The organism is Acinetobacter towneri DSM 14962 = CIP 107472 (assembly GCF_000368785.1).
In the GTDB taxonomy this organism is placed as follows: domain Bacteria; phylum Pseudomonadota; class Gammaproteobacteria; order Pseudomonadales; family Moraxellaceae; genus Acinetobacter; species Acinetobacter towneri.
Genome location: NZ_KB849691.1, coordinates 49,774 through 73,199, shown reverse-complemented (window position 1 = coordinate 73,199; position 23,426 = coordinate 49,774). Strand labels below are relative to the sequence as shown.

General features: G+C 43.4%; 21 protein-coding genes and 1 riboswitch. Of the genes, 13 read left to right on the top strand and 8 right to left on the bottom strand.

Going from position 1 to position 23,426, the window contains the following annotated elements; translation table 11 throughout:
- Window positions 1–395: 395 nt before the first annotated feature.
- Both phoU and abuO read right to left on the bottom strand, forming a co-directional pair.
- Entirely contained in the window at window positions 396–1,118 is a 723-nt protein-coding gene (gene phoU, locus F947_RS11245) for a phosphate signaling complex protein PhoU (RefSeq protein WP_004975736.1), read from the bottom strand.
- Window positions 1,119–1,272: 154 nt separating this feature from the next.
- On the bottom strand, window positions 1,273–2,610 hold the full coding sequence (gene abuO, locus F947_RS11240) for a multidrug efflux outer membrane protein AbuO (protein ID WP_026438398.1): 1,338 nt from the start codon (window positions 2,608–2,610) through the stop codon (window positions 1,273–1,275).
- A gap of 432 nt (window positions 2,611–3,042) precedes the next feature.
- Here abuO and F947_RS11235 point away from each other — a divergent pair, with 432 nt between their 5' ends.
- From F947_RS11235 to F947_RS14390, 7 genes are all read left to right on the top strand, one after another.
- Entirely contained in the window at window positions 3,043–4,107 is a 1,065-nt protein-coding gene (locus tag F947_RS11235) for a hypothetical protein (RefSeq protein ID WP_004975731.1), read from the top strand.
- A 99-nt stretch (window positions 4,108–4,206) separates the two neighbouring features.
- Window positions 4,207–4,354, top strand: a riboswitch (TPP riboswitch).
- A 97-nt stretch (window positions 4,355–4,451) separates the two neighbouring features.
- On the top strand, window positions 4,452–6,347 hold the full coding sequence (thiC, locus tag F947_RS11225) for a phosphomethylpyrimidine synthase ThiC (RefSeq protein ID WP_004975730.1): 1,896 nt from the start codon (window positions 4,452–4,454) through the stop codon (window positions 6,345–6,347).
- 77 nt (window positions 6,348–6,424) lie between these two features.
- Window positions 6,425–7,045, top strand: coding sequence for an NUDIX domain-containing protein (locus F947_RS11220; protein ID WP_004975729.1), 621 nt, complete (start codon window positions 6,425–6,427; stop codon window positions 7,043–7,045).
- A 10-nt stretch (window positions 7,046–7,055) separates the two neighbouring features.
- The gene (gene cpdA, locus F947_RS11215; RefSeq protein ID WP_004975727.1) at window positions 7,056–7,862 is read left to right on the top strand and encodes a 3',5'-cyclic-AMP phosphodiesterase; all 807 of its coding nucleotides are present in this window, start codon (window positions 7,056–7,058) and stop codon (window positions 7,860–7,862) included.
- A gap of 212 nt (window positions 7,863–8,074) precedes the next feature.
- Window positions 8,075–8,602, top strand: coding sequence for an RNA polymerase-binding protein DksA (dksA, locus tag F947_RS11210; protein ID WP_004975725.1), 528 nt, complete (start codon window positions 8,075–8,077; stop codon window positions 8,600–8,602).
- Window positions 8,603–8,604: 2 nt separating this feature from the next.
- Window positions 8,605–9,534, top strand: coding sequence for a tRNA glutamyl-Q(34) synthetase GluQRS (gene gluQRS / locus F947_RS11205; RefSeq protein ID WP_004975723.1), 930 nt, complete (start codon window positions 8,605–8,607; stop codon window positions 9,532–9,534).
- A gap of 30 nt (window positions 9,535–9,564) precedes the next feature.
- A complete protein-coding gene (locus F947_RS14390; protein WP_081402481.1) occupies window positions 9,565–9,825 on the top strand; it encodes a zinc-ribbon domain-containing protein in 261 nt (86 codons plus the stop codon).
- Window positions 9,826–9,836: 11 nt separating this feature from the next.
- Here the strand turns inward: F947_RS14390 and ftsW are convergent, their stop codons facing one another.
- The 5 genes from ftsW to F947_RS11180 form a co-directional block, all read right to left on the bottom strand.
- Entirely contained in the window at window positions 9,837–11,033 is a 1,197-nt protein-coding gene (gene ftsW, locus F947_RS11200; protein WP_004975720.1) for a putative lipid II flippase FtsW, read from the bottom strand.
- 19 nt (window positions 11,034–11,052) lie between these two features.
- Window positions 11,053–12,399, bottom strand: coding sequence for a UDP-N-acetylmuramoyl-L-alanine--D-glutamate ligase (gene murD, locus F947_RS11195; protein ID WP_026438396.1), 1,347 nt, complete (start codon window positions 12,397–12,399; stop codon window positions 11,053–11,055).
- A 171-nt stretch (window positions 12,400–12,570) separates the two neighbouring features.
- Window positions 12,571–12,822, bottom strand: coding sequence for a DUF6587 family protein (locus tag F947_RS11190; protein WP_004975717.1), 252 nt, complete (start codon window positions 12,820–12,822; stop codon window positions 12,571–12,573).
- Between the two features lie 32 nt (window positions 12,823–12,854).
- Window positions 12,855–14,711 (bottom strand): ferrous iron transporter B, encoded by a 1,857-nt coding sequence (feoB, locus tag F947_RS11185; protein WP_004975715.1) that lies wholly within the window; start codon window positions 14,709–14,711, stop codon window positions 12,855–12,857.
- Complete coding sequence (locus F947_RS11180) at window positions 14,708–14,968, bottom strand: FeoA family protein (RefSeq protein ID WP_004975713.1); 261 nt, start codon at window positions 14,966–14,968, stop codon at window positions 14,708–14,710. Before F947_RS11180 ends, feoB begins: the two co-directional genes overlap by 4 nt.
- A 185-nt stretch (window positions 14,969–15,153) precedes the next feature.
- On the opposite strand from F947_RS11180, the gene xerD reads away from it, so the two are divergent.
- The 4 genes from xerD to thrC all read left to right on the top strand — a co-directional run bounded on the left by xerD (window position 15,154) and on the right by thrC (window position 19,738).
- On the top strand, window positions 15,154–16,071 hold the full coding sequence (xerD, locus tag F947_RS11175; RefSeq protein WP_004975712.1) for a site-specific tyrosine recombinase XerD: 918 nt from the start codon (window positions 15,154–15,156) through the stop codon (window positions 16,069–16,071).
- A gap of 150 nt (window positions 16,072–16,221) precedes the next feature.
- Window positions 16,222–17,037, top strand: coding sequence for a DsbC family protein (locus F947_RS11170; RefSeq protein ID WP_004975709.1), 816 nt, complete (start codon window positions 16,222–16,224; stop codon window positions 17,035–17,037).
- Between the two features lie 199 nt (window positions 17,038–17,236).
- Window positions 17,237–18,541 (top strand): homoserine dehydrogenase, encoded by a 1,305-nt coding sequence (locus tag F947_RS11165; protein ID WP_004975708.1) that lies wholly within the window; start codon window positions 17,237–17,239, stop codon window positions 18,539–18,541.
- Between the two features lie 57 nt (window positions 18,542–18,598).
- The gene (thrC, locus tag F947_RS11160) at window positions 18,599–19,738 is read left to right on the top strand and encodes a threonine synthase (RefSeq protein ID WP_004975706.1); all 1,140 of its coding nucleotides are present in this window, start codon (window positions 18,599–18,601) and stop codon (window positions 19,736–19,738) included.
- Window positions 19,739–19,858: 120 nt separating this feature from the next.
- On the opposite strand, the gene F947_RS11155 is transcribed toward thrC, so the two are convergent.
- Window positions 19,859–20,950, bottom strand: coding sequence for a serine hydrolase family protein (locus tag F947_RS11155; protein ID WP_131260992.1), 1,092 nt, complete (start codon window positions 20,948–20,950; stop codon window positions 19,859–19,861).
- A 215-nt stretch (window positions 20,951–21,165) separates the two neighbouring features.
- Between F947_RS11155 and gacA the strand changes: the two genes are divergently transcribed.
- Both gacA and F947_RS11145 read left to right on the top strand, forming a co-directional pair.
- Window positions 21,166–21,801 (top strand): response regulator transcription factor GacA, encoded by a 636-nt coding sequence (gene gacA, locus F947_RS11150; RefSeq protein ID WP_004975702.1) that lies wholly within the window; start codon window positions 21,166–21,168, stop codon window positions 21,799–21,801.
- 40 nt (window positions 21,802–21,841) lie between these two features.
- A complete protein-coding gene (locus tag F947_RS11145; protein WP_004975700.1) occupies window positions 21,842–23,404 on the top strand; it encodes a sensor histidine kinase in 1,563 nt (520 codons plus the stop codon).
- The last annotated feature ends 22 nt before the right edge of the window (window positions 23,405–23,426 follow it).

Genomic DNA, 23,426 nt, shown 5'->3' with positions numbered 1-23,426 from the left:
GCGTATTTTCTTCACTATGTGCGTATCAACTTTGCCAAAAGAATAAGCCTAAAATTCATGTGATTAAATCTTTGGCTTATCCGTAACTGGGGTTAGTAATAATGTAATTTAAAAATACATTTGTATATAAAACGCTACATTCCACTACAATAAACCACATGATTCTTGAGTGTGATTTCCCTATACTTATTTTCAAGGAGATAAGCAATTATCTCTCACTATAATAAATATCCCCGATTTCAATCTCAGATTTCCCCCAAAGTCTGAGATTTTTTTTATCCAAAATTCAGGTTATTTCAAAATCTTAAAGATCAGCAAAAATCAAAAAGACTCATTCAAGCCATAAAAAAAAGCCCCATCATTAGATGAGGCTGAATATTCAAAAAAAGCTGAACTTAGCGTTCCTGTACTTTTTCTTCAATTTCTTTGACGCTGGTATGACGTACGTCAAAACCTTTGACCATATAAATCACTTGTTCTGAAATATTTCGTGCGTGGTCACCAATACGCTCTAATGAACGTAACACCCACATCACATTAATCACACGTGAAATATGACGCGGATCTTCAATCATATACGTCATAAGAGTACGTGTTGCAGATTGATATTCACGGTCAATATCGGCATCGGCAAGTAAAACACGCAGTGCTTGATCGACATCTAAACGCGCAAAAGCATCGAGTGCATCGTGAATCATGACGCGCACTTGGTTACCAATATGACGTGTTTCCATATAGCCGCGTGGCGAACCACCTTCTTCACATAAGTTTTGGGCAATACGGGCAATTTTTGCAGCTTCATCACCAATACGCTCTAAGTCAGTATTGGCTTTAGACATGGCAATCACCATACGCAAATCAATTGCGGCTGGATGACGACGCGCCAAAATCAACGTTAAGGCTTCATCAATTTCGGTTTCCATGCGATTGACAACATTGTCTTGGAACTGAACTTCTACCGCCAAGGCTGCATCGGTATCCAAGAGTGCGTGAATCGAGTTGGCAACCTGCTGCTCTACCAAACCACCCATGGCCATAAATTTGGTATTTACATCCTGCAAATCTTCATTGAACTGAGAAGAAATATGGTGACTTAACACAGGATTATTCGTACTCAAGGAATACACTCCACAACAAAAGGATAGACTGACGCAATGATTGAATATTAAAGCACAGCAATGATGACGTTTTTATGACATTTTCTCACCAAACTCTCAAGTCTGATCGTTTCTGTCTTTATACAACATACCTTATACAGATGACAAAATGATTTTATAAGGCTTTCTGAATCAACCAAGCATTCATTTCCTGTACATCTTGTTCAGTCAATTGCCCAACGGCTGCTTTCAACTGTAACACATGCTTCAAATAGTCATACTGTGCATTGAGATAATCCTGCTTGGCAGAAAAGGCGTTACGCTGTGCCAACAGTACATCCACCATGGTTTTTAAACCTTCCTGATATTGCGCTTTGGATGCTCGTGCCACTAAATCTGCTGAATTCATTGCAGCCTGTCGCGCCTGCAATTTGGCTTGATCAGTTTCGACTTGTAAATATGCCTGTTTCACATCGGTATTGGCTTTACGGATTGCTGCATCTAGCTCGGCTTCAGATTTTTGTACCAAAACCACTGATTTTTGCACATTTTTATTGACCCGCCCACCGCTAAACACATTCCAGTTCATTTCAATCCCGACCTGGTCGAACTGACCATCGGGCGACATAATACTTTCAGGGCTTTGTTTGGCATAACCATAACTGCCCACAGCTTCTACCTGCGGATAACGTGCTGCTTGTTCAACCCGACGTGCATCTTCGGCATATTGTCGCTGCAAACGTGCCTGTTGAATAGCCAAATTTTGAGTTTGTGCCAATTGCGACCATGCCTCTAAACTTTCAGGCACAGGTTTTTGAAATTGAAAGTCATCTCGCAAAACTGCCAAACTTTCTTGATATGGCCCAATCAATTGTGCCAACTGCTCTTGTGCCAAAACCAACTGCACATGTGTTCCAATCCTGTTCGCTCGTGCATTTTGATATTGCGCATTGGCTTCACTGACTTCACTTTTAGCCACCAAACCTTCACGCAGTTTGGCATTCATCATATTGAGCTGTTCCAACAAAGCTTTTTCTTCTTGTAAATATGCTGTTGTTAAAGACTGCTGTCTCAGCACATTAAAATACGCTTCTGATACATTCAAAATATGTTGCTGTTGTTGTAAACGTAAGGTGACTTCACTCAGGCTTAACGAGGTTTTGACTTGTTTCAGGGCTTGCCAAGCATCCCAACGAAATAAAGGCTGACGTGCTGTTAACGCGACTTGACGTGAAGTTGAAGATGAACTGCTTAAAAGCTCTGGCGAGGAACTGGCAATATTGACTCGACTCATTTCCTGACTTTTACGGGTGATATTGCCCGACAGAGTCACAGTTGGCAGTAAATTGCCTTGCGCAAGCCCTAAATTTAATTGATCGGCCTGATATTGTAATTGCTGTGCGCGCCAAGTCGGATCGCTATTTTGAGCACGCTGATAGGCTTGCATTAAATCCAAAGCAAAAGCGCTTGAACTCATCCAACATAAGCATGTCACTAACATCATTTTTTTCATTATTTTTCGATCAACCCACTCTGTAATTTCGTCAATCCTACTGCAATGTATTTTTACACCGCCCATACTAAAGCGAATTTGCATTTTTTTCGTATGATTTTCATTAATTTTGATAATTTTTCATATTATTTCAATTCATTGCAATAATTAAGCAAAGCCATACACGTGCTAACAATCGCTGCATAAAGTGGTACTTACTCACAGGCATGTAACCAAACTCTAGCAGAATACTACAATTTACTCCGTGGCTTTGACTTTACAATGCAAGCTCTCCCCTCGTCCTTCGACCCAAGCTTCTAAAACCGTGTGCCTCACAGCGGATATTTTAAATTTAGAATTTTGGTATGAATGACTCATTTTGAATTTTTGGAATCCATAGTGCCTAAATGAAGGCACTAGATGATGAATGAATACTCATGTTGAATTGCTGTAATGGTTAAATTTCTTCGCGCCAGTAAACTTGCCCTACTGCTTGGCAGTTGTCTGTATTTGCTCGCCTGCCAAAATTCAGATACACCTCCCGTAGCTGAACCACCAAAGGTACAGGCCAGTGCCAGCGAGCCTGTGGATTTGACCCAAATGTGTGAAAATATTCAGCACAATATGCAGCAAATTGACAATACCCGCACCACGTTTGCGCTAGAACAAATTAATCAGGATTTAAAAGTCTGCCTACCCTTGCTGCCTTTGAATGAGCAATTAAATTTGCTCAATCTTTCGACCCAAATGTATCAACGCTTTTTGCATGTAGAACGCAGCGCTGCAGAACAAGCTGCTTTTGATCAACATGCTTTTGATATGGCGCAGCATCCGACCATTCAGCAAAGTCATTTTGAAAACTTTGCCTTGCGTGATCAATATTTATTGAAACATAAGGGACAAGCCTATTTAGAGCTATACGATGCAGGTGAAGCACAGTTGGTTTATCGTCGTAGCCCACAATACTTAGCCATTATTTTTGCGCCTTACATGCCCGATGCCGAGCAGATTTTTATTGAAAGAATGGCCAATGACAATATGCAGCACAGCTTGCGTGATGGTGGACTCACCCTTGATGCTGCCGATTTGGCAGAACGCGCCTTATTTTGGGAAGATTACGTGCAGCGTTATCCTAAAAGTCACTTTATACGGGATGCACGTTATCTAGCCGAAGTGTATGCCTTGCTGCTGTTTAAAGGCACAGTCAACAGTCCTGTTTCTCAGGATTATGTCGATGAATACAGTATCCAACCTGCCGTATTATTTGAAATTAAAAAACTGGCAAAGTTGCAAAAATCTCCCTTAGCACAGCAAGCGCGTAAATTCCTTGCCTTTTTACACATGAGCAGTGAACAACGACTCACTGAAATTGCAGCACAGCCCACTGCACGTGAACAGCGTGAATATGGCGATGATGCTTTAGTACATGCACAGTTGCATCAATATTTAAATTTAAAGAACATCTCCATCCATGCAAAACGCGATTGTTTTAGTGATGCCGTTTGTATTACTCGCTAATTATCCAAAGTCGCTTAAAGCTCAAATACTTGTCATTAGGCATCAAAGAATAAAAGCCGCGCGAAGCCTGCTTTTATACCAACAACGTGCTACTATTTATACAGCTTGACGGAGCGCGAGTAATGCCTCGCTGAGATTGTGTCCATGCTGAGTTTGTAGCCTAAAATCTGCAAACCAAGCTGTAAACCCAAGTACCGTTGAACCTGATCAGGTTAAAACCTGCGTAGGAATCAAGCCCATCTAAAAACATAGCACCCAAATTGTTCCCTTGTTCAAAACAGATCAGTTTGCCCTTGTTTTTGGTCGTGCTTGATTCGTTGATTTCATTCTTCAGGATCATTGCAATGAACCAATTAACGAATCTATCCCCTGCTGATATTTCTGCTCAACACGAGCAAGATGCCAAAGATTTAACCCGCATTTTACCTGCATCGAAAAAAGTCTATATCCAAGGCTCACGCCCAGACATTCAGGTGCCAATGCGTGAAATTGAACTGACTGACACTCCAACAGGTTTAGACGGTGAGCACAATCCGCCGCTCATGGTGTATGACACTTCAGGTGTATATACCGATCCAAATGTTGAAATTAATCTGAACAAAGGCTTGCCGAACATCCGCGACAGCTGGATTGAAGAGCGCCAAGACACCGAAAAACTAGAAACCCTTAGCTCGGCATTTGGTCAAGAGCGTTTACGCGATATTCGTACTGCAGAGATCCGTTTTGCCCATATTCAAAAGCCGCGTCGTGCCAAAGCGGGTAAAAACGTCACCCAAATGCACTATGCCAAACAAGGCATCATTACCCCTGAAATGGAATATATCGCCATTCGTGAAAACCAACGCCAACGCGAAGGTGTCGATATGCGTCAGCATCCAGGGCAAAACTTTGGGGCTAAAAACTTAACTGAAATCACGCCTGAATTTGTACGTCAGGAAGTGGCTGAAGGCCGTGCAATTATTCCTGCCAACATTAACCACCCAGAATGTGAGCCAATGATTATTGGTCGCAACTTCTTGGTCAAAATCAATGCCAATATTGGTAACTCGGCACTGGGTTCAAGTATTGATGAAGAAGTCGCGAAAATGACTTGGGCGACCCGTTGGGGCGCAGATACCATCATGGATTTATCGACAGGTAAAAACATCCATGAAACCCGTGAATGGATTATCCGCAACTCGCCTGTGCCAATTGGTACTGTACCTATTTATCAGGCACTAGAAAAAGTAAACGGCATTGCCGAAGACCTCACTTGGGAAATTTTTAAAGACACCCTGATTGAACAGGCAGAGCAAGGGGTGGATTACTTCACCATTCACGCAGGTGTGTTATTGCGTTATGTACCCCTCACGGCTAACCGCTTAACAGGCATTGTGTCACGTGGTGGTTCAATCATGGCACAGTGGTGTTTGGCGCATCATGAAGAAAACTTCCTTTACACACACTTTGATGAAATCTGCGAAATCATGAAAGCTTACGATGTATCGTTCAGCTTAGGTGATGGTTTACGTCCGGGTTGTATTCAAGATGCCAACGATGAAGCACAATTCAGCGAACTGCGAACTTTGGGTGAATTGACTCACCGCGCTTGGGAACATGAGGTGCAAGTGATGATTGAAGGCCCGGGGCACGTACCAATGCACATGGTCAAAGAAAATATGGACTTGCAACTTGAAGTCTGTAAAGAAGCACCATTCTATACACTCGGCCCATTAACCACGGATATTGCACCAGGTTATGACCATATTACTTCTGCAATTGGTGCAGCGATGATTGGCTGGTACGGTACAGCGATGCTGTGCTATGTGACACCTAAAGAACACTTAGGCTTACCAAACAAAAAAGACGTCAAAGATGGCATCATCACCTATAAGATTGCAGCCCACGCGGCCGACCTTGCCAAAGGACATCCGGGCGCGCAAGCACGTGACAATGCCTTATCTAAAGCACGTTTTGAATTCCGTTGGGAAGATCAGTTCAACCTAAGCCTTGACCCAGACACCGCACGCAGCATGCATGATGAAACCATGCCCAAAGAAGCGCATAAGTCTGCACACTTCTGTTCAATGTGCGGACCGAAGTTCTGCTCCATGAAAATCACGCAAAATGTGAGAGATTATGCACAAAATCAAAATGCTGCGAACAAAACAGAGCAAGTAGATGCAGAGGTAGAATCAGGTCTCAAAGCCATGAAAACCGCTTATCAGGAACATGGTCAAAAATTATACCATAAGCTCTAATTTGTTTAAAAAGCGTTTGTATTCAATAAAATCTCAGTTAGGATGAAATTATGCTTTGCTCATCCTGATGAGAATTTATGAAGATTATTCAACAAGCAACTTATGGACAACACGATGCACAGATTCACCAACGTGAATACCTGTATCGTGGTTTTATTCAGGTTGAAAAAGTCAGCCTGAGCCATCGCTTGTTTAATCAAACTACATATACCCCAGTCCTTCAGCGTGAACTCATTCAACGCCCTGAAGCGGCTGGGGTACTCATTTATGATGCACCACAACAAAAATTTGCCCTGATTGAACAATTCCGTATTGGTGCAATTGATGATTGCGACTCGCCTTGGCAACTCGAAGTGATTGCAGGCGTGCTAGATGGCAATGAATCACCTGAAAGTTGCATTCGTCGTGAAGCTTTGGAAGAATCGGGCTGTGAATTAAAAGAATTACAACATTTATTCAGTTTTTATCCATCTGCGGGTGCATGCGCAGAATTGTTCCACTTATATAGTGCGAGCACCACGTTACCACAGGAAGGTGGCGTGTTTGGTATGCCAGATGAAGGAGAGAATATTCAATTACACATTCTTGATTATCAGGAAATTCCAAACTTGCTGACCAATGGTCGGCTAAAAAACGCACCTGTCATCATGGCATTGCAATGGTTACAACAACAAATTAAAACCGTGAAGGATGTCTAAGGGGTCAGGCATGACTTTATTCTCAAACAATCACCAGCAACGCTGGACAATTGTACAAATTTCAGATACGCACCTCATGAATCAGGAAGATTTAGAGTTTGTGCACATGAATCCTGAACGCAGCTTTCACGCGGTAATGCACGATATTCAACAGCAATATCCGCAGCTCGATGCTATTTTCCATACAGGCGATTTAGCACAAATCCCTGTTGCTGAAACCTATCAGCGTTATTTGCAGTTTATGCAGACTTTGAATACGCCGCATTTCCAGATTCCGGGCAATCATGATGATGCCGCGGTTTTTCCATTCCATTTACAGTCCAATCAAGTTCATGCAATTGAGTTGGGCAATTGGAGTGTCATTTTACTGAATACTGCGGTTAAAGGTCGGATTGATGGCTGGATGGACGCAGCACAATTACAGCAGTTAGATCAGCTTTTACAGCAACATGCGCAGCAGCAGGTGATTATTGCCTGTCATCACCATCCTTTTGATATGCAATCGCACTGGATAGATCAGCACAAACTTAAAAATACCGAAGCCTTAATTGATGTATTGGCACGCCACAACAATGTCAAATTGGTGCTGTGTGGGCATGTGCATCAAGACTCATTAAATGAATGGCAAGGGATTCAATTTTACTCTACGCCTTCGACCTGCGTGCAATTTAAACCACATAGCCAGCACTTTGCGCTTGGGCCTGAGGCACCAGGTTACCGTGTGTTACATTTGAATGCAGATGGCAGTTTTAGCACCCAAGTGCATCGGGTTGAGCATGTCACACAACAAATAAATTTTGAAATTTCAGGTTATTAACTTTCCATTTTATTTTTTTTGCTTTACTTTATGCCTTCAACGAAAAAATGCGATAACACATCCAAACATCAAAGACTATCCATAATCAAAAAAAGTCTATATGATGACGTCCCCCGAAGAGAGAATTCTTTCTGAGGGAGTGGATAAAAACACTTGCATATCACCATATTTTTCGCGTATGAATCTTACGCATATGATGAGGAATGCCCTACATGGCGAATGACAACCAAAATCAAGTCTTGGACGAACAAACAGATCTTGTAGAAGAAAAAGCTACAAAACGCGTGCGTAAGGCAAAGCCAAAGGCTTTAGAGGGTGGTTCTACAGCTAGCTTATTTGGTATTGCACCTTATCAGCCGAAAAAGAATGAAGAATACATGTCTGAAGGACAACTCGAACATTTCCGTCAAATTTTAATGGCGTGGAAAGAAGAGTTAATGTCAGAAGTAGATCGTACACTCAACACCATGCAAGACGAAAATACCGCTTTGCCTGATGTGAATGACCGCGCGACACAAGAAGAAGAATTTGCGATTGAATTACGTACCCGTGACCGTGAACGTAAATTGATTCGTAAAATTGAACAATCCATTGAAGCGATTAAAAACGATGACTATGGTTTCTGTGAAACTTGTGGTATCGAAATTGGTCTGCGTCGTTTAGAAGCACGTCCAACAGCAACGCTATGTATTGACTGCAAAACTTTGGCAGAGATCAAAGAGAAGCAAAATAACGGTTAATTGTGACTGTTGAAAATTCTTTAGCGGAGCATGCTCCCCATGCGCAGCAGCGAGATCATATTTCGCTGACGCGCTACTCAGGTCGGTTTGCGCCATCGCCAACCGGCCCTTTGCATTTTGGCTCTCTCATTACTGCCGTTGCCAGTTATTGCGATGCCAAAGCCCAGCACGGCACTTGGCTGGTACGTATTGAAGATACTGACATCCCACGCATTTACCCTGGCAGTGAAAATCATATCTTGCGTTGTATTGATGCCTTTCAATTTGAGCCGGATGCCGAAATTATTTTCCAGAAAGATCGCCTCGATCTCTATGCAGCCGTGTTGCAACAATTGCAGCAACGCGACTTGGTCTATGCCTGTCAATGCACCCGCAAAATGCTTGGCTCCAATCATATTTATGCAGGGACTTGCCGCAATTTAGGTTTAGATTTTGCCAATCAAGCGATTCGAGTCAAAGTCACAGACCAAGAGATTTGCTTTCAAGACCGCCTGCAAGACAAACAATGTTCCAACCTTGCGCAGGACTTGGGCGATTTTGTCCTAAAACGGCGTGATGGCATTATCAATTATCAACTGGCAGTGGTGGTGGATGATTATTTGCAAGGCATTACCCATGTGGTTCGCGGCGCAGATTTACTCGACAACACCGCACGGCAAATCTATTTGGGGCAACTGTTAGGCTACCCTAAACTCAGCTACACGCACCTGCCTTTAGCCATGAATGCACAAGGGCAAAAACTGTCTAAACAGAACTTGGCACAAGCTTTAGATTTAGCCCAAGCACCGAAGCTGCTACAAGCCGCTTTAACTGCCTTAAATCAAGCCACTGTCGAATTAGACACCCCTGCACGCATGCTTACGCAAGCCATTCAGCAATGGGATCTTTCACGTATTCCTGCAGGCACAGCTTTACACGGCTATTATTTATAAAATTTAAAATTCAGTTATGCTCAAATTGAAATGGATCATTTGAGGTTGTGTCATGTTTTTATTTTTGGTGTTGGACCGAAAACCAAAGTGGTCGAGAAAAGTCAATTTAGCTGCCCCGTTTGCCGCACTCGCAGTAGCTATGAACTCAGACAGCAACGACAATATTTTTCCTTATTTTTTATTCCCTTGTTTCCTATGTCTAAACAAAAAAATACTACAGTCAAGTGCTTACACTGCGGAACAGTCATGCCAAGCATGGTCTTGCACCATGCTCAGCCAGAAGCGAAATAGAAGGATAAATTCTAGAAGCTGGATTCTTCACGGCTAGGGTTAATCTCATGCGTGCTGGCTTCAATTTTCAGAATCAAACTCACCATCACTGCACACATAATTAACGATGAACCACCATAACTAATAAAAGGTAGAGTCAAACCTTTGGTAGGCAACATACCCATATTCATGCCTGCATTCACCATAATCTGTAATAAGAAGATAATGCTGATGCCATAAGCCAAATATCCTGCACGTAAGTACTGGTTTTTCAGGGCGCGATGACCAATTTTAATGCAGGCAATCAGCATAGCAAAAGACAAGCTCAACACCACAAAAATGCCTAAAAAGCCAAACTCTTCACCTAAGACAGCCAACATAAAGTCCGTATGTGCTTCAGGTAAATAGGACATTTTCTGGATACTATGCCCCAGGCCTACGCCTGCCCATTCACCGCGTCCAAATGCCATTAAGGCGTTAGACAACTGATAACCGACACCCAAAGGGTCATTCCACGGGTTTGAGAACGACATTAAACGCTCAAAACGATAAGGCTCAAATACCACCAAAAACACAAAGGCGGCAATAATCGCGCCAAAGGCAATACCAAACTGAATTAATGGCGCACCAGCTAAAAAGAAGACCCCTAACATGGTCAAGGCAATCACCACGGTCGCCCCCAAGTCAGGCTCTGCAATCACCAAACCTACCGTGACTGCCATAATCACTGCAAGACGAATCAGACCTTTAATGTTATTACGCACTTCTTCGGCACGGCGCACCACATAGTCAGCAGTAAAAATGGCCATCATCACTTTAGCGACTTCGGAAGCTTGCAGGGTAAAACCTGCGACCCGAATCCAGCGTTTAGAACCATTGACTTCAGTACCCACCAGCAACACTGCAGCCAACAAGGCAATGGTCACAATCCACAGAAAGAAGGTGTTGTTAAACCAGGTATTCAGCGGCACTCTATAGGCAATCACGGCAGCGATTAATGCCACCACAATAGAAATGCCATGACGCAATACATAGTGAAAGGCATTTTCATGCATGCGCTCGGCATAAGGCATAGAAGCCGATGCCACCATGATTGAACCAATACATAACAGCGCCAGTACGCTAAAAATCAGTACATTGCGTACATTCACTTCCGCTGGCAGTTTGGGTAACCAGCGCTCATAGACCTGATTGAGTTTATTGATTGTTGTCTGAGCAAAGCCAGCCATATCTCACACCTTATTGTTGTTATACCAGTGCGTTGACATAAGCAACGAACTTGTGACCACGTTCTGGATAGCCCGAGAACATATCAAAACTTGCACATGCAGGTGACAATAACACCACATCATGCGCTTGTGTATGTTGTTGGCAGATTTCAACTGCTTGTTGCAAGGTATCTGCAGTTAAGAGTTGGGTTGTTCCCGCAACTGCTGTTTCAATTTTCGTAGCATCCTCACCAATCAACACTGCCAGTTTGGCATATTGTTGCAATGATTGGCGTAGCGCAGTGAAGTCCTGCCCTTTGCCTTGCCCACCTAAAATAATCGCAACCTTACCGCCTTGTGCCTGAATTGCTGCACCCAAGCCATCTAAAGCTGCCAAAGTTGCACCGATGTTGGTTCCTTTGGAGTCATTATAATAACGCACCCCATGTAATTCTTTGACGAATTCACAACGATGCTCCAAACCTTTAAAGGTTTTCAGCGTTTCCAGCATGCTGTGCATAGATAAACCAATGGCTTCACCCAATGCCAAACACGCTAATGCATTAGCAATATTGTGTGTGCCTTGAATATACATCTCGGTGCTTTTTAATAAACGCTCACGCCCACGTGCCAACCACATGCTGCCATCATCATCTTTTAATAAGCCGTATTGGTTTAGGTCAGGCGCATTTAAGCCAAAACTTTGCATAGGAGTCTGATCTGGCACCAACGGACGACTCAAAGCATCATCACGGTTAAACACCACTTTTTTCACACCCTGAAAAATACGATGTTTGGCGGTGTGATAACCGAGCATATCGCCATGACGGTCTAAATGGTCTTCACTCATGTTCAGCACTACCGCTACTTCTGCATTTAAATTCGAGGTGGTTTCTAGCTGAAAACTGGAGAGTTCTAAAATATACAGTTCAGGATCATCTTTGATCAGATCCAGCGCAGGGCGTCCCAAATTGCCACCTACCGCGACTTTTTTGCCTGCCTGCTCTGCCATTAAACCAATCAGTGTGGTAACGGTACTTTTCGCATTAGACCCTGTAATTGCCACAATAGGTTTGTCGGTCGCACGACGTAAAATCTGAATTTCACTCACCACAGGAATGCCCTGCGCCATCGCAGCCTGAATTTCAGGGAGTTTTGGATCTAGCCCTGGGCTAATCACAATTTCTTCTGCAGACAACAATAAATCCTGATCAAACTGACCAAAACGGGTTTCCACTTCGGCAGGAATTTGGTCATGCCCTGGGGGTGTGGGGCGAGAATCTGTCACAGCAACGCGGTAACCCTGATGATGTAAAAAATTAACGGCTGCAACACCAGAAATACCAAGTCCTGCAACGACTTTTAATCCACCACGTTGTATTAACATTTTTGCCCCATTTTGTGCGCTAATTTTGAAACAGACAAAATAGTAGCACTTTGCTGTTTTGAATGCTTTTTCTGTTTGCAGTTCCTGCAGTTTTTTTGTGTCAGTGCGTAAAAAAACCGTCATATTGCAGACGGTTTTTAAAAAGAATATTGCTAAAGTGAATAAACAAGCCTATTTCCACTTCACCGCTTGAACTTCAACTTTCTTTTCTGCGGGTTGATCTTGAGAATCACAACCACAACTGCCGCCACAGCCTGCCGCGGCTGCAGGTTTTAGCCATTTGGCCAAGCCATGCCAGCCTTTTTCAGTACAGAAATTGGAGAGTTTTAGAAAAACTGCGCCAGAAGTCTTGGGAAAGACTTTTTTAAAGACTACTACAGCACTCCACAGTACCAATGCAGCAACAATTAAAATTTCAACCATGTTCATCTACTCCTGTAGGTCAGGCATGTGCCTTAACCCAACAAATACGATGCCGTTTGATAAGTCAGGAATGACATGAAATAAGCCAAACCAAATAGATAGCAGGTCATAATACTGACCGTACGCCATGATCCTGTTTCGCGTTTTACCGTTGCTAAAGTTGCCAAACAATGCGGTGCATAAATAAACCACACCAATAACGATAAACCCGTTGCCAATGACCAGCCCAGTTCACCACCACCACTAATTAAAGCAGCCAAACCTTGGGACATGGCATCTTCATCCACTGCAGATAAGGCATAGACTGTGCCTAATGCAGCCACCACCACTTCACGCGCTGCCATCGCAGGAATCAAGGCAATCACGATCTGCCAGTTAAAGCCCACAGGAGCAAAAATTGGCTGTAATACATGCCCCAGCATCCCTGCAAAACTATAGTCAATTGCAGGCATGGTCGCGCCTTCAGGCGGTTGCGGGAACGTACACAAGAACCACAATAAAATCGACAGTGCAAAAATAATGCCACCGACACGCTTTAAGAAAATTTTGGCGCGATCTAGTAAACCAATCCAAACACTTTTTAGGTCTGGAAAACGGTAGCTAGGCAACTCCATCAACAAGACATGCTCAGATTTATCTTTTTGTAAAAATTTAAGCACAAAAGATACGCCCAAGGCACTCACAATGCCCGCCATATACAGACCAAATAAGACCAGACCTTGTAAATTAAACATGCCCCATACGGTTTGATTGGGAATGAATGCTGCGATGAGTAAGGCATATACAGGCAAGCGCGCAGAACAGGTCATTAACGGTGCAACCATAATCGTGGTTAAACGATCACGTGGGTCAGCAATACTACGCGTTGCCATAATGCCTGGCACTGCACAGGCAAAACTAGACAGCAATGGAATAAAGGCACGACCACTCAAACCTGCGCTAAACATCAGCTTATCGAGCAAGAATGCGGCACGTGGCAAATAGCCCGATTCTTCCAAAATTAAAATAAACAGGAACAGAATTAAAATTTGCGGCAAGAACACCACTACACCGCCTGCGCCCGCAATAATGCCATCCACAATCAAGCTGTTTAGCAAGGGATGGCTAATGTTTTCGCCAATCACTTCGCCTAGCCAGCCAAATAAACTTTCGATGCCATCCATAAACGGTGCAGCCCAAGCAAATACCGCTTGGAAGACAACAAACATCATCACCGCAAGGCTGACTAAGCCGAATACAGGATGTAAAAAGATTTTATCGAGGAAGTCGGAGCGTTTGTCTTCTTGATCTACAAAGTGCACCACATCATGCAAAATGGTTTGAATCCGTTGATGCTGACTGCCGGTTAAGCCTGTCAATTCTGTCTGCGGAACAGCAAATTTACCCTGATCTAAGGCATGCATTAAGTTTTGAATACCTGAATCACGCACTGCCACGGTTTCCACCACAGGTACACCCAAACGCTCAGACAATTTTTGCGTGTTGATTTGCATGCCACGACGACGTGCTTCATCCATCATGTTGAGTACCAACAAAATCGGACGACCCAGTGCAATCATTTCCAAAACCAAGCCCAAATGCAATTTCAGGTTGGTGGTATCCACGACACAAAGAAAGGCATCTTGCTGACCTTCTTCGTCTATTTTGCCTTGTACAACATCTCGAGTAATAGCTTCGTCGGGACTGGTGGCTTCTAAACTATAGGTTCCAGGCAAATCCAGCACCCGCACCGCCTGCCCTGAAGGCAAGGTAAATTGCCCGACTTTACGCTCCACGGTCACGCCTGCGTAGTTGCCGACTTTTTGACGTGTCCCTGTCAAATGGTTAAATAAAGATGTTTTACCGCAGTTTGGATTCCCTACAAGTGCGATACGTAAGGCATCGCTCATGCAGACACCCCTTGTTCAATTTCAATGCGTTCAGCTTCTACTTTGCGCAAAGCAAAACGGGTAAATCCCACTTGAATCAAGATTGGATCACCACCAAAAATACCTTTGGTAATCACCTGCACCTGCGTACCTGGCACAAAACCCAGTGTTTCTAAGCGGTTTGCCACTAAGTCACTAAGGGATGTTCCACCATCGGCAGTACGTAATACCTGACGGATGATGGCTGTTTGTTTTGCTTTAAGTTCTGACAAACGCACCGTGAAATTCCTATACCATTTTGCACATTATAACATGCAAATGAGAACAATTAACAAATAAGGTCGACTTACATTTAAATGCTTTATATCACATCGACAGCCTTGCTGAATTGGATTAGAGTAGAAAATAACGCTGCTTATTATCGAATTTCTCAATTAATTTTGTGATTTCGTCTGTGATTCCTATGCTGAACAAAAAACCTCGTATTCCTGCTGCAATACAAATTCCAGAAGCTTTGAGCTTTTTGGAAGGCTATCGCAACGATTTAATCGCGCAAAGTGTCAGCCCGCATACCCGCAATGCCTATCTGTCCGATTTAATTCAATGCAGTGACTATGTCAGCAAACCCATGCCTGAATGGAATCATGACGATATTTCAGATGTACTCATCGAACTCACCAAACAACAAAAAAGCCCCCGCTCTATTGCACGCTGCCTGTCTGCACTACGTTCTTTTTATAAATTTTTAAGAGAGCACAAACTGCGCTCTGACAACCCTGTTGCTGCGCATAAAACCCCAAAATTAGGTCGTGCCTTACCCAAAGATTTATCTGAAGCCGATGTTGAAGCCTTAATTCACGCTCCTGACATCAACACTGCACTCGGATTACGAGATCGTGCCATGCTTGAAGTCTTATATGCTTGCGGTTTACGAGTGACGGAATTGCTGAATTTACGTTTAGAATTAATCAACCTAAAACAAGGCTATTTACGAATTGTAGGTAAAGGCAATAAAGAGCGTTTGGTGCCTATGGGACAAGTCGCTTGTGAATGGATAGAAAAATATTTAACCGAGTCGCGTCCGCAACTGTATAAAAGTGCTACCGATTATCTATTTTTAACGGTGCATGGCGGCATTATGAGCCGACAAAATTTTTGGTATGCCATTAAACGCTATGCCCTGCAAGCAGGCATTCAAGCCGAGTTATCGCCACACACGTTAAGACATGCCTTTGCCACACACTTACTCAATCATGGGGCAGATTTACGCGTGGTACAAATGCTGCTCGGGCACAGTGATTTATCCACCACACAAATCTACACCCACGTCGCACAAATCCGTATGCAGCAATTGCATGCCCAGCATCATCCACGGGCTTAAAAAAACAAAAACGACGTAGAAGCATAGGGTCTGTTGACACTTCATCTATGAACGTAAGCCATTTATGAAATGGCAACAGCCCCTAACGATCACGAATATTTTTTGTTATGCTAACGCTCTATTTTTTATGCCAACAAGAAAGGGTTGTTTATGACATTTACCCGCTCGACACTTTTGATTGCCTGTTCACTGGCAAGTGCTTTTGCAATCACCGCATGTTCAAATGCAAACAATGAAGATAAAAAGCAAACCACACTCACCGCCAGTGCGCCTGCAACGGGTGAAGCATCAACCCTAATTGAACGCAATGCACAACAGCGTTTAAGTACAACCTTGCAGCAACATTTTAAAACTGCAGGTATCAACGCCAAAATTACCGACATTAAAGCCACTGAAGTTCCAAATTTATTTTGGGTGAGTCTTGAAGGCATGTCATCGGTCTATGCCACCAGTGATGGCAAATACATTATTCAGGGCGATGTGATCCGTTTAGGTGACAAAGAACTACATAACGTCAGTGAAAACCTGCAAGCAGGCGTGAACAAGAAAATTTTTGCTGAATTAAAACAGGAAGATTTATTGGTATTCCCTGCCAAAGGCAAAACCAAACACGTCATTTATGTATTTACCGATGTCAGCTGTCCATATTGCCATCGTCTACATGAACAAATGGATGAAATGAATGGTAAAGGCATTGAAGTCCGTTACATTGCTTGGCCGCGTGGTGAACAGCACATGCCTGCTATGGAAGCAATTTGGTGTAGCGAAGATCGTCACGCTGCCTTTAATCAGGTCATGAATGGCGCACAAATTGCACCTGCCAACTGTAAAAACCCTGTTCGTGCTCAGTATCAATTGGGCTTAAATATGGGCGTCAATGGCACACCTGCGATTTATAATGCCGAAGGCGTATATTTAGGCGGCTATCTGTCTACCGCTGAATTGATCAAGCGCTTAGACAAATAAAAATAGCGGATCTGTGGATGCTGCATCATCCCAATACACCAAGACGTAGCATCTATGAAGCCAATATAAATAACGATTTTTTATGCGTTATTTTACTTTTTTTTATACTGTGAAGATAAGTGAGATCTGCCCTAGAGTCAGCGCGTTTTTTTAGCTATGATCTAGGCTTGCTTAAAGTTATTAAAATATGGAGTGTGACGTGAAACCAGTTCGTCTGGCAATCCTCGGTCTTGGTACTGTGGGTGGTGGTGCCCTTAAACTATTAAAAGAAAATGCTGCTGAGATTAGACGTCGCACCGGTCGTGAAATTGAAATCACTTATGTGGGAACACGTCGTCCGCGTCCTGACCTAAACTTGCCTGAATCGGTCAAGCAAAGCTCCGACTTGATGGACATTGTCCGTCAACCCGATGTAGACGTGGTGGTTGAAGTGATGGGCGGTATTCACCCTGCTTATGACGTGATCATGGAAGCCATGAAGCACGGCAAACAAGTAGTGACAGCCAACAAAGCCCTACTTGCAGAACACGGCAATGAGCTATTTAAAGCAGCTGAAGACAATGCCGTACAAATTGCCTATGAAGCTGCGGTTGCAGGTGGTATTCCAATTATTAAAGTCATCCGTGAAGGTTTGGCTGCCAACAAAATTGAATGGTTGGCAGGCATCATCAACGGTACAGGCAACTTCATTTTAAGTGAAATGCGTGAAAAAGGTCGTGCATTTGAAGACGTACTGAAAGAAGCGCAAGAGTTAGGCTATGCCGAAGCCGATCCGACTTTTGACGTCGAAGGTATTGATGCTGCACACAAACTGACTATTTTGGCTTCATGTGCATTTGGTATTCCACTACAGTTTGACAAAGTCTTTACCGAAGGTATTGGCAAAGTGACCGCACAAGATGTGAAATATGCCGAAGAACTCGGTTTCCGCATCAAACACTTGGGGATTGCCCGTCGTACCGATAAAGGTATTGAATTGCGTGTTCACCCAACTTTAATTCCTGAAGAAGAATTGATTGCCAATGTTAATGGCGTGAAAAACGCGGTCTTGGTACAAGCCAATGCGGTTGGTCCAACGCTCTATTATGGCGCAGGTGCAGGTGCAGGCCCAACAGCCTCTGCAGTAGTTGCAGATGTCGTTGATATTGTCCGTGACATTTCTTATACCGAAGATGGCGCAGGTACAATTCCGCAATTGGCATTTGAAGCCTTAACCGACTTGCCAATTTTAAGCCGTGAAGAAATGACCACGGGTTACTACATTCGCATTAATGCCGAAGACCAAACTGGCGTACTTGCTGATGTGACCACTATTTTAAGCCGCGCGGGAATCAGTATTGATGCCATCATGCAGCAATCACGCTTAAAAGACCTTATTCCTATCGTGATTCTGACTGACCCAGTCCTAGAATCAAAAATGGATGAAGCGTTACAACAAATTCAAGCATTGCCAACCATTCATGGCGAAATTGTACGAATTCGTTTAGAATCGCTTGATAATTAATCGGGTGGAGGGGAGTATTTCCCCTTGCCAAGCTCTACACACAATTGGAACATCATCATGTCGAATGCCAATCGTTATACTGGTTTAGTTGACCGTTATCGTGACCGTTTACCAGTGTCTGCAACCACACGTGCAATCTCTCTAGGCGAAGGAAACACGCCACTGATTAAGCTTGAGAATATTCCACGCATTATTGGTAAAGATGTTGAAATTTATGTGAAGTATGAAGGCTTAAACCCGACAGGTTCATTTAAAGACCGTGGTATGACCATGGCAGTTACTAAAGCAGTTGAAGAAGGTTCAAAAGCCATTATCTGTGCATCTACAGGTAATACTTCTGCTGCTGCTGCTGCCTATGCTGCACGTGCAGGCATCAAAGCATTCGTTTTAATTCCTGAAGGCAAAATTGCCATGGGTAAAATGGCACAAGCGATGATGTACGGTGCCATCACCATGCAAATCCGCGGTAACTTTGACGATGGTATGCGTCTAGTTAAAGAAGTTGCTGACCAAGCACCTGTGACCATTGTGAACTCGATCAACCCTTACCGCCTACAAGGTCAAAAGACCATTGCGTATGAAATTGTAGATGAGTTAGGTCGTGCACCAGATTACCACTGCTTACCTGTAGGTAACGCAGGCAACATTACTGCACACTGGATGGGTTATACCGAAGCGGTTGCCAACCAATCTGCCGATCAATTCGAGCAAGTGGTCTATGACGCAGCAACGGACAAATTCACAGGTCCAAACCCTGAAGGCCGCCCAATCATGGTGGGTTATCAAGCGTCTGGCGCTGCACCATTCTTACGTGGTGCGCCTGTAGAAAACCCTGAAACTGTTGCAACTGCAATTCGTATTGGTAACCCACAAAGCTGGAACCATGCCAAAGCCGTTGTACGCGATTCAGAAGGTTGGTTTGATGAGCTAACTGATGCTGAAATCTTAGAAGCACAGCGCATGCTTTCAATGTATGAAGGCGTATTTGTTGAGCCTGCATCTGCTGCGTCTATTGGTGGTGCAATGCGCGACATCAAAGCAGGTAAAATCAAAGAAGGTTCTGTGATTGTATGTACCGTAACAGGTAACGGTCTGAAAGATCCTGACACTGCAATGAAACAATGTGCAGATGCGGTGATGCTCTCTATTGATGCTACAATGCAACAAGTAAAAGACTCTATCCTTTCAAACATGTAAGTTTTGAATCGTGATCAAAAAAACCTGCATTAGCAGGTTTTTTTGTATGTGGAATCATGCAACTTTAACGGAAGTTGAGTCATACGATTGATAACTCAACGCTCCAAGCTGAATGTGCTCTTAAATACGTTTAGGTAACTGGCTTGCCCAACTCATTAAGCGAGTTGCATCATTGGTACGTGCTTGTGAAGTATCTGCACCCAAAAGCACCACCACTGCAGGACGGTTATTCAAAGTGGTATGCATCACCACACAACGCCCTGCTTCATTGATATAGCCTGTTTTAGACAGATTAATATTCCAACCACCATTACGTACCAGTGCATTGGTATTGTTAGATTTTAAAACACGATAACCCAAGTTAAAGTCATAGGTTGGCGTGGTTGAGAATTGGCGAATCAAACCATATTGCGAAGCGGTGCTGACCAAAATACCCAAATCACGCGCAGAAGATACATTACGTGGGTCTAAGCCTGTTGCTTCGGTAAAACGGGTAGAATGCATGCCCAATTCACGCGCTTTAGCATTCATTGCGGCTACAAAGGCATTTTTCCCACCTGGATAAGTACGTGCCAACGCTGCTGCTGCAGGATTTTCAGATTTCATTAATGCAAACAGTAACGCTTCGGCACGGTTTAACTTGTCGCCCACACGCAAAGTTGAGCTTGAGTTTTTACCTGCTGCACCTGCAAAATCAATCGATTGCAAAGTGATTTGTTCAGACATATTCAAACGTGCATCAGAAGTCACCACGGCAGTCATCACCTTGGTCACAGATGCAATAGGTAATGCCACATTGGTATTTTTGCTATACAGCACTTCACCTGTTTGCGCATCCATCACCAAAGCCGCACGTGCATTAACTGATGGTTGGTTGCTATAAGCAGAGGTATCTAAAATACGGACTGTTTTAGGCGCAGTGGAAGCAGGTGCAACACCATTGCTACTACGCACTGTAGTGGTAATTTTCGTTGAACCTGGCGGAGTAGGTTCAGCAACATAGCTCTCTGGCGCAGCCTGAGCGCTCGCACTGGTACTTTCCAGATCACCATTTAAGAATTGATCGGCTTGCTCCGAAGACCAACTTAAGGTCGCCTGACCGTCGCTCCCAGAGGAAGGATTGATGACAAGTTCAGCAAAACTGACAGAACTTAGGCTGAACATCATAGATGCGACCAGCACATGCATGAACGACTTCTTAGAATTTTTCACGACTGCTTACTCAACTCAGGGAGGTAAGATACATTTGCGTATTACCTCAAATATGCCTTACATTTAAAAATACAACAATGAATCGTTTTTGACACCATATTGTGCAGAACTTTTCATTCTAGATTAAGAATAGCATTGCTAATTTTGTCGTTTCATTGCAAGCTAATTTTGCTTTATGTAACAAAAAAGATGATTTTTTCAAAGGGAGAGTGTAGGTGATCACAGTTTTAGTAGTCGACGATCATGAATTGGTACGTACTGGGATTTGCCGTATGCTCGAAGACCATGCCGATGTGCAGGTGATTGGACAAGCTGAATCGGGTGAAGAAGCGATTACCTTAGTGCGTCAGCATCATCCCAATGTGGTGTTGTTAGATGTGAACATGCCTGGGATTGGAGGCGTAGAAACCACACGTCGTCTATTGCAAACTGCACCAGACACTAAGGTCTTGGCGGTGAGTGGTTTGGCAGAAGAACCCTACCCTTCTTTATTGCTGAAAGCAGGTGCAAAAGGCTATATCACCAAAGGCGCACCTGTCAGTGAAATGGTACGTGCCATTAAAAAAGTCATGCAGGGCGGTAAATACTTCAGTGCCGACATTGCCGAACAACTGGCAAGTTCATACTTATCTGACACACAACAATCGCCTTTTGATAGTCTTTCAGAACGTGAAATGCAAGTGGCGATGATGGTGGTGAATTGTATTAGCGCACAGGAAATTGCCGATAAGTTGTTTGTCAGTGTAAAAACCGTAAATACCTATCGTTACCGTATTTTTGAAAAATTAAATATTGATAGTGATGTCAAACTGACTCACCTTGCCATTCGTTATGGACTGATTAAACCCTAAATTTTCAACGCTGTTGATGCACAAATAAGACCTTTACGATATGCCAGATTTAAAACAACATTCTGAGTTAAATCAGTATCATCTTGGCATGTGGTATGGTACTTACCGACTGCTGATTGCCTTTTGTTTGCTGCTGATTACCCTACTCACCTTTCAGCAGCTTGGCACACAATATCAGCACCCGGGTTTATATCTATACACCTTGGTCTGCTATTTTATTTTTAGCTGCCTGCAACTGATCAGCTATAAATATATTCCTTTTAAAAGCACGCAACAACTGACCCTGTTTTTTGCAGTCGATATTATCGCGCTGAGTAGCCTGACTTTTGCCAGCGATGGCCCTAATTTATATTTAAGTCTGCTGTTTGCGATCACGATTTTTGCAGCATCACTCTTGCTGCAAAAGCGTAAAGCCTTAGCCATTACCCTCATCGCGATGATTATGGTGATTTACCAACACTTTGTTGGGAGTTTGCTTGACTTTTCATCGCTAAATAATATTGGTCAAAGTGCGCTATTGGCATTTTTATTTTGGGTGGTTTATGGCAGTGGACGTATTGCAGTACGGCGTTTCCAAATTTTAGAAAATCTAAATTTTTCGCAATCTTTGGAATTAAACCGCCTACAAAATATCAACCGTTATATTTTAGAACAAACCGAAATGGGCTATTTGGTTTTAGATGAAAATTGCTATGTCGTCCTCAGCAACCCTGCAGCCTGTCATCTGTTGGGGATTCATCCTAAATATGCGCACGCGACCTATCCATTGTATAAAATTCAGCCCGATTTATTTGATCTGTTCAAATTTGATCAGTTACAAGATGGCGAGAAGTTTCAATTCGAGTCGCAACTGAGTCATTTTCATGTGCATATTCAGGTACAAAAACTCAAAGTGCCACATCAAACGCTGACGTTATTGGCGCTGCAGGATGGACGTAAAATCAATCAGCAAGTCCAGCAACTCAAATTAGCCGCCTTAGGACAACTCTCTGCCAGTATTGCGCACGAAATTCGCAACCCGTTGGCAGCCATTGTACAAGCCAACAATTTATTTACAGGCAGTGATGCTGCACAGCAACAATTGCTGTCGGACATGATCAGTAAACAAGCGACACGGATTGATAAGATTATTCACGACACGCTGAGTATGGTCAAAAATAAACAAACCACGCCTGTCGCGATTCAGCTCAATCAATTTTTGCCACAATTCATTCAGGAAGATTTACCTGATGCAGCGAGTCAAATTCAGCTTACACTGACCGAACCACTGAGCATCCAGTTTGATGAATCACAGTTTCGCCAAGTGCTGATTAACCTGATTCGTAACGCCATTCGACACAATGCTGCACAGCAGCCCATTGAGATTACGGTCTACCCGCAAACAACTTATATTTATATTGATGTGCGGGATTTTGGTGCAGGTGTCGCCAGTCAAGATCTCCTCTATCTGTTCCAGCCATTTTTCAGTACCGAAATCAATGGAACTGGTTTAGGATTGTATCTATCGCATAGTTTTTGCGAGGCGAATCAAGCCAAGCTGAGCTATGTAGAACAAGAACAAGGCGCATGTTTCAGGATGAAATGTCTACGTGCCATTGAATAAACGCGATTGATATTGGATCAAT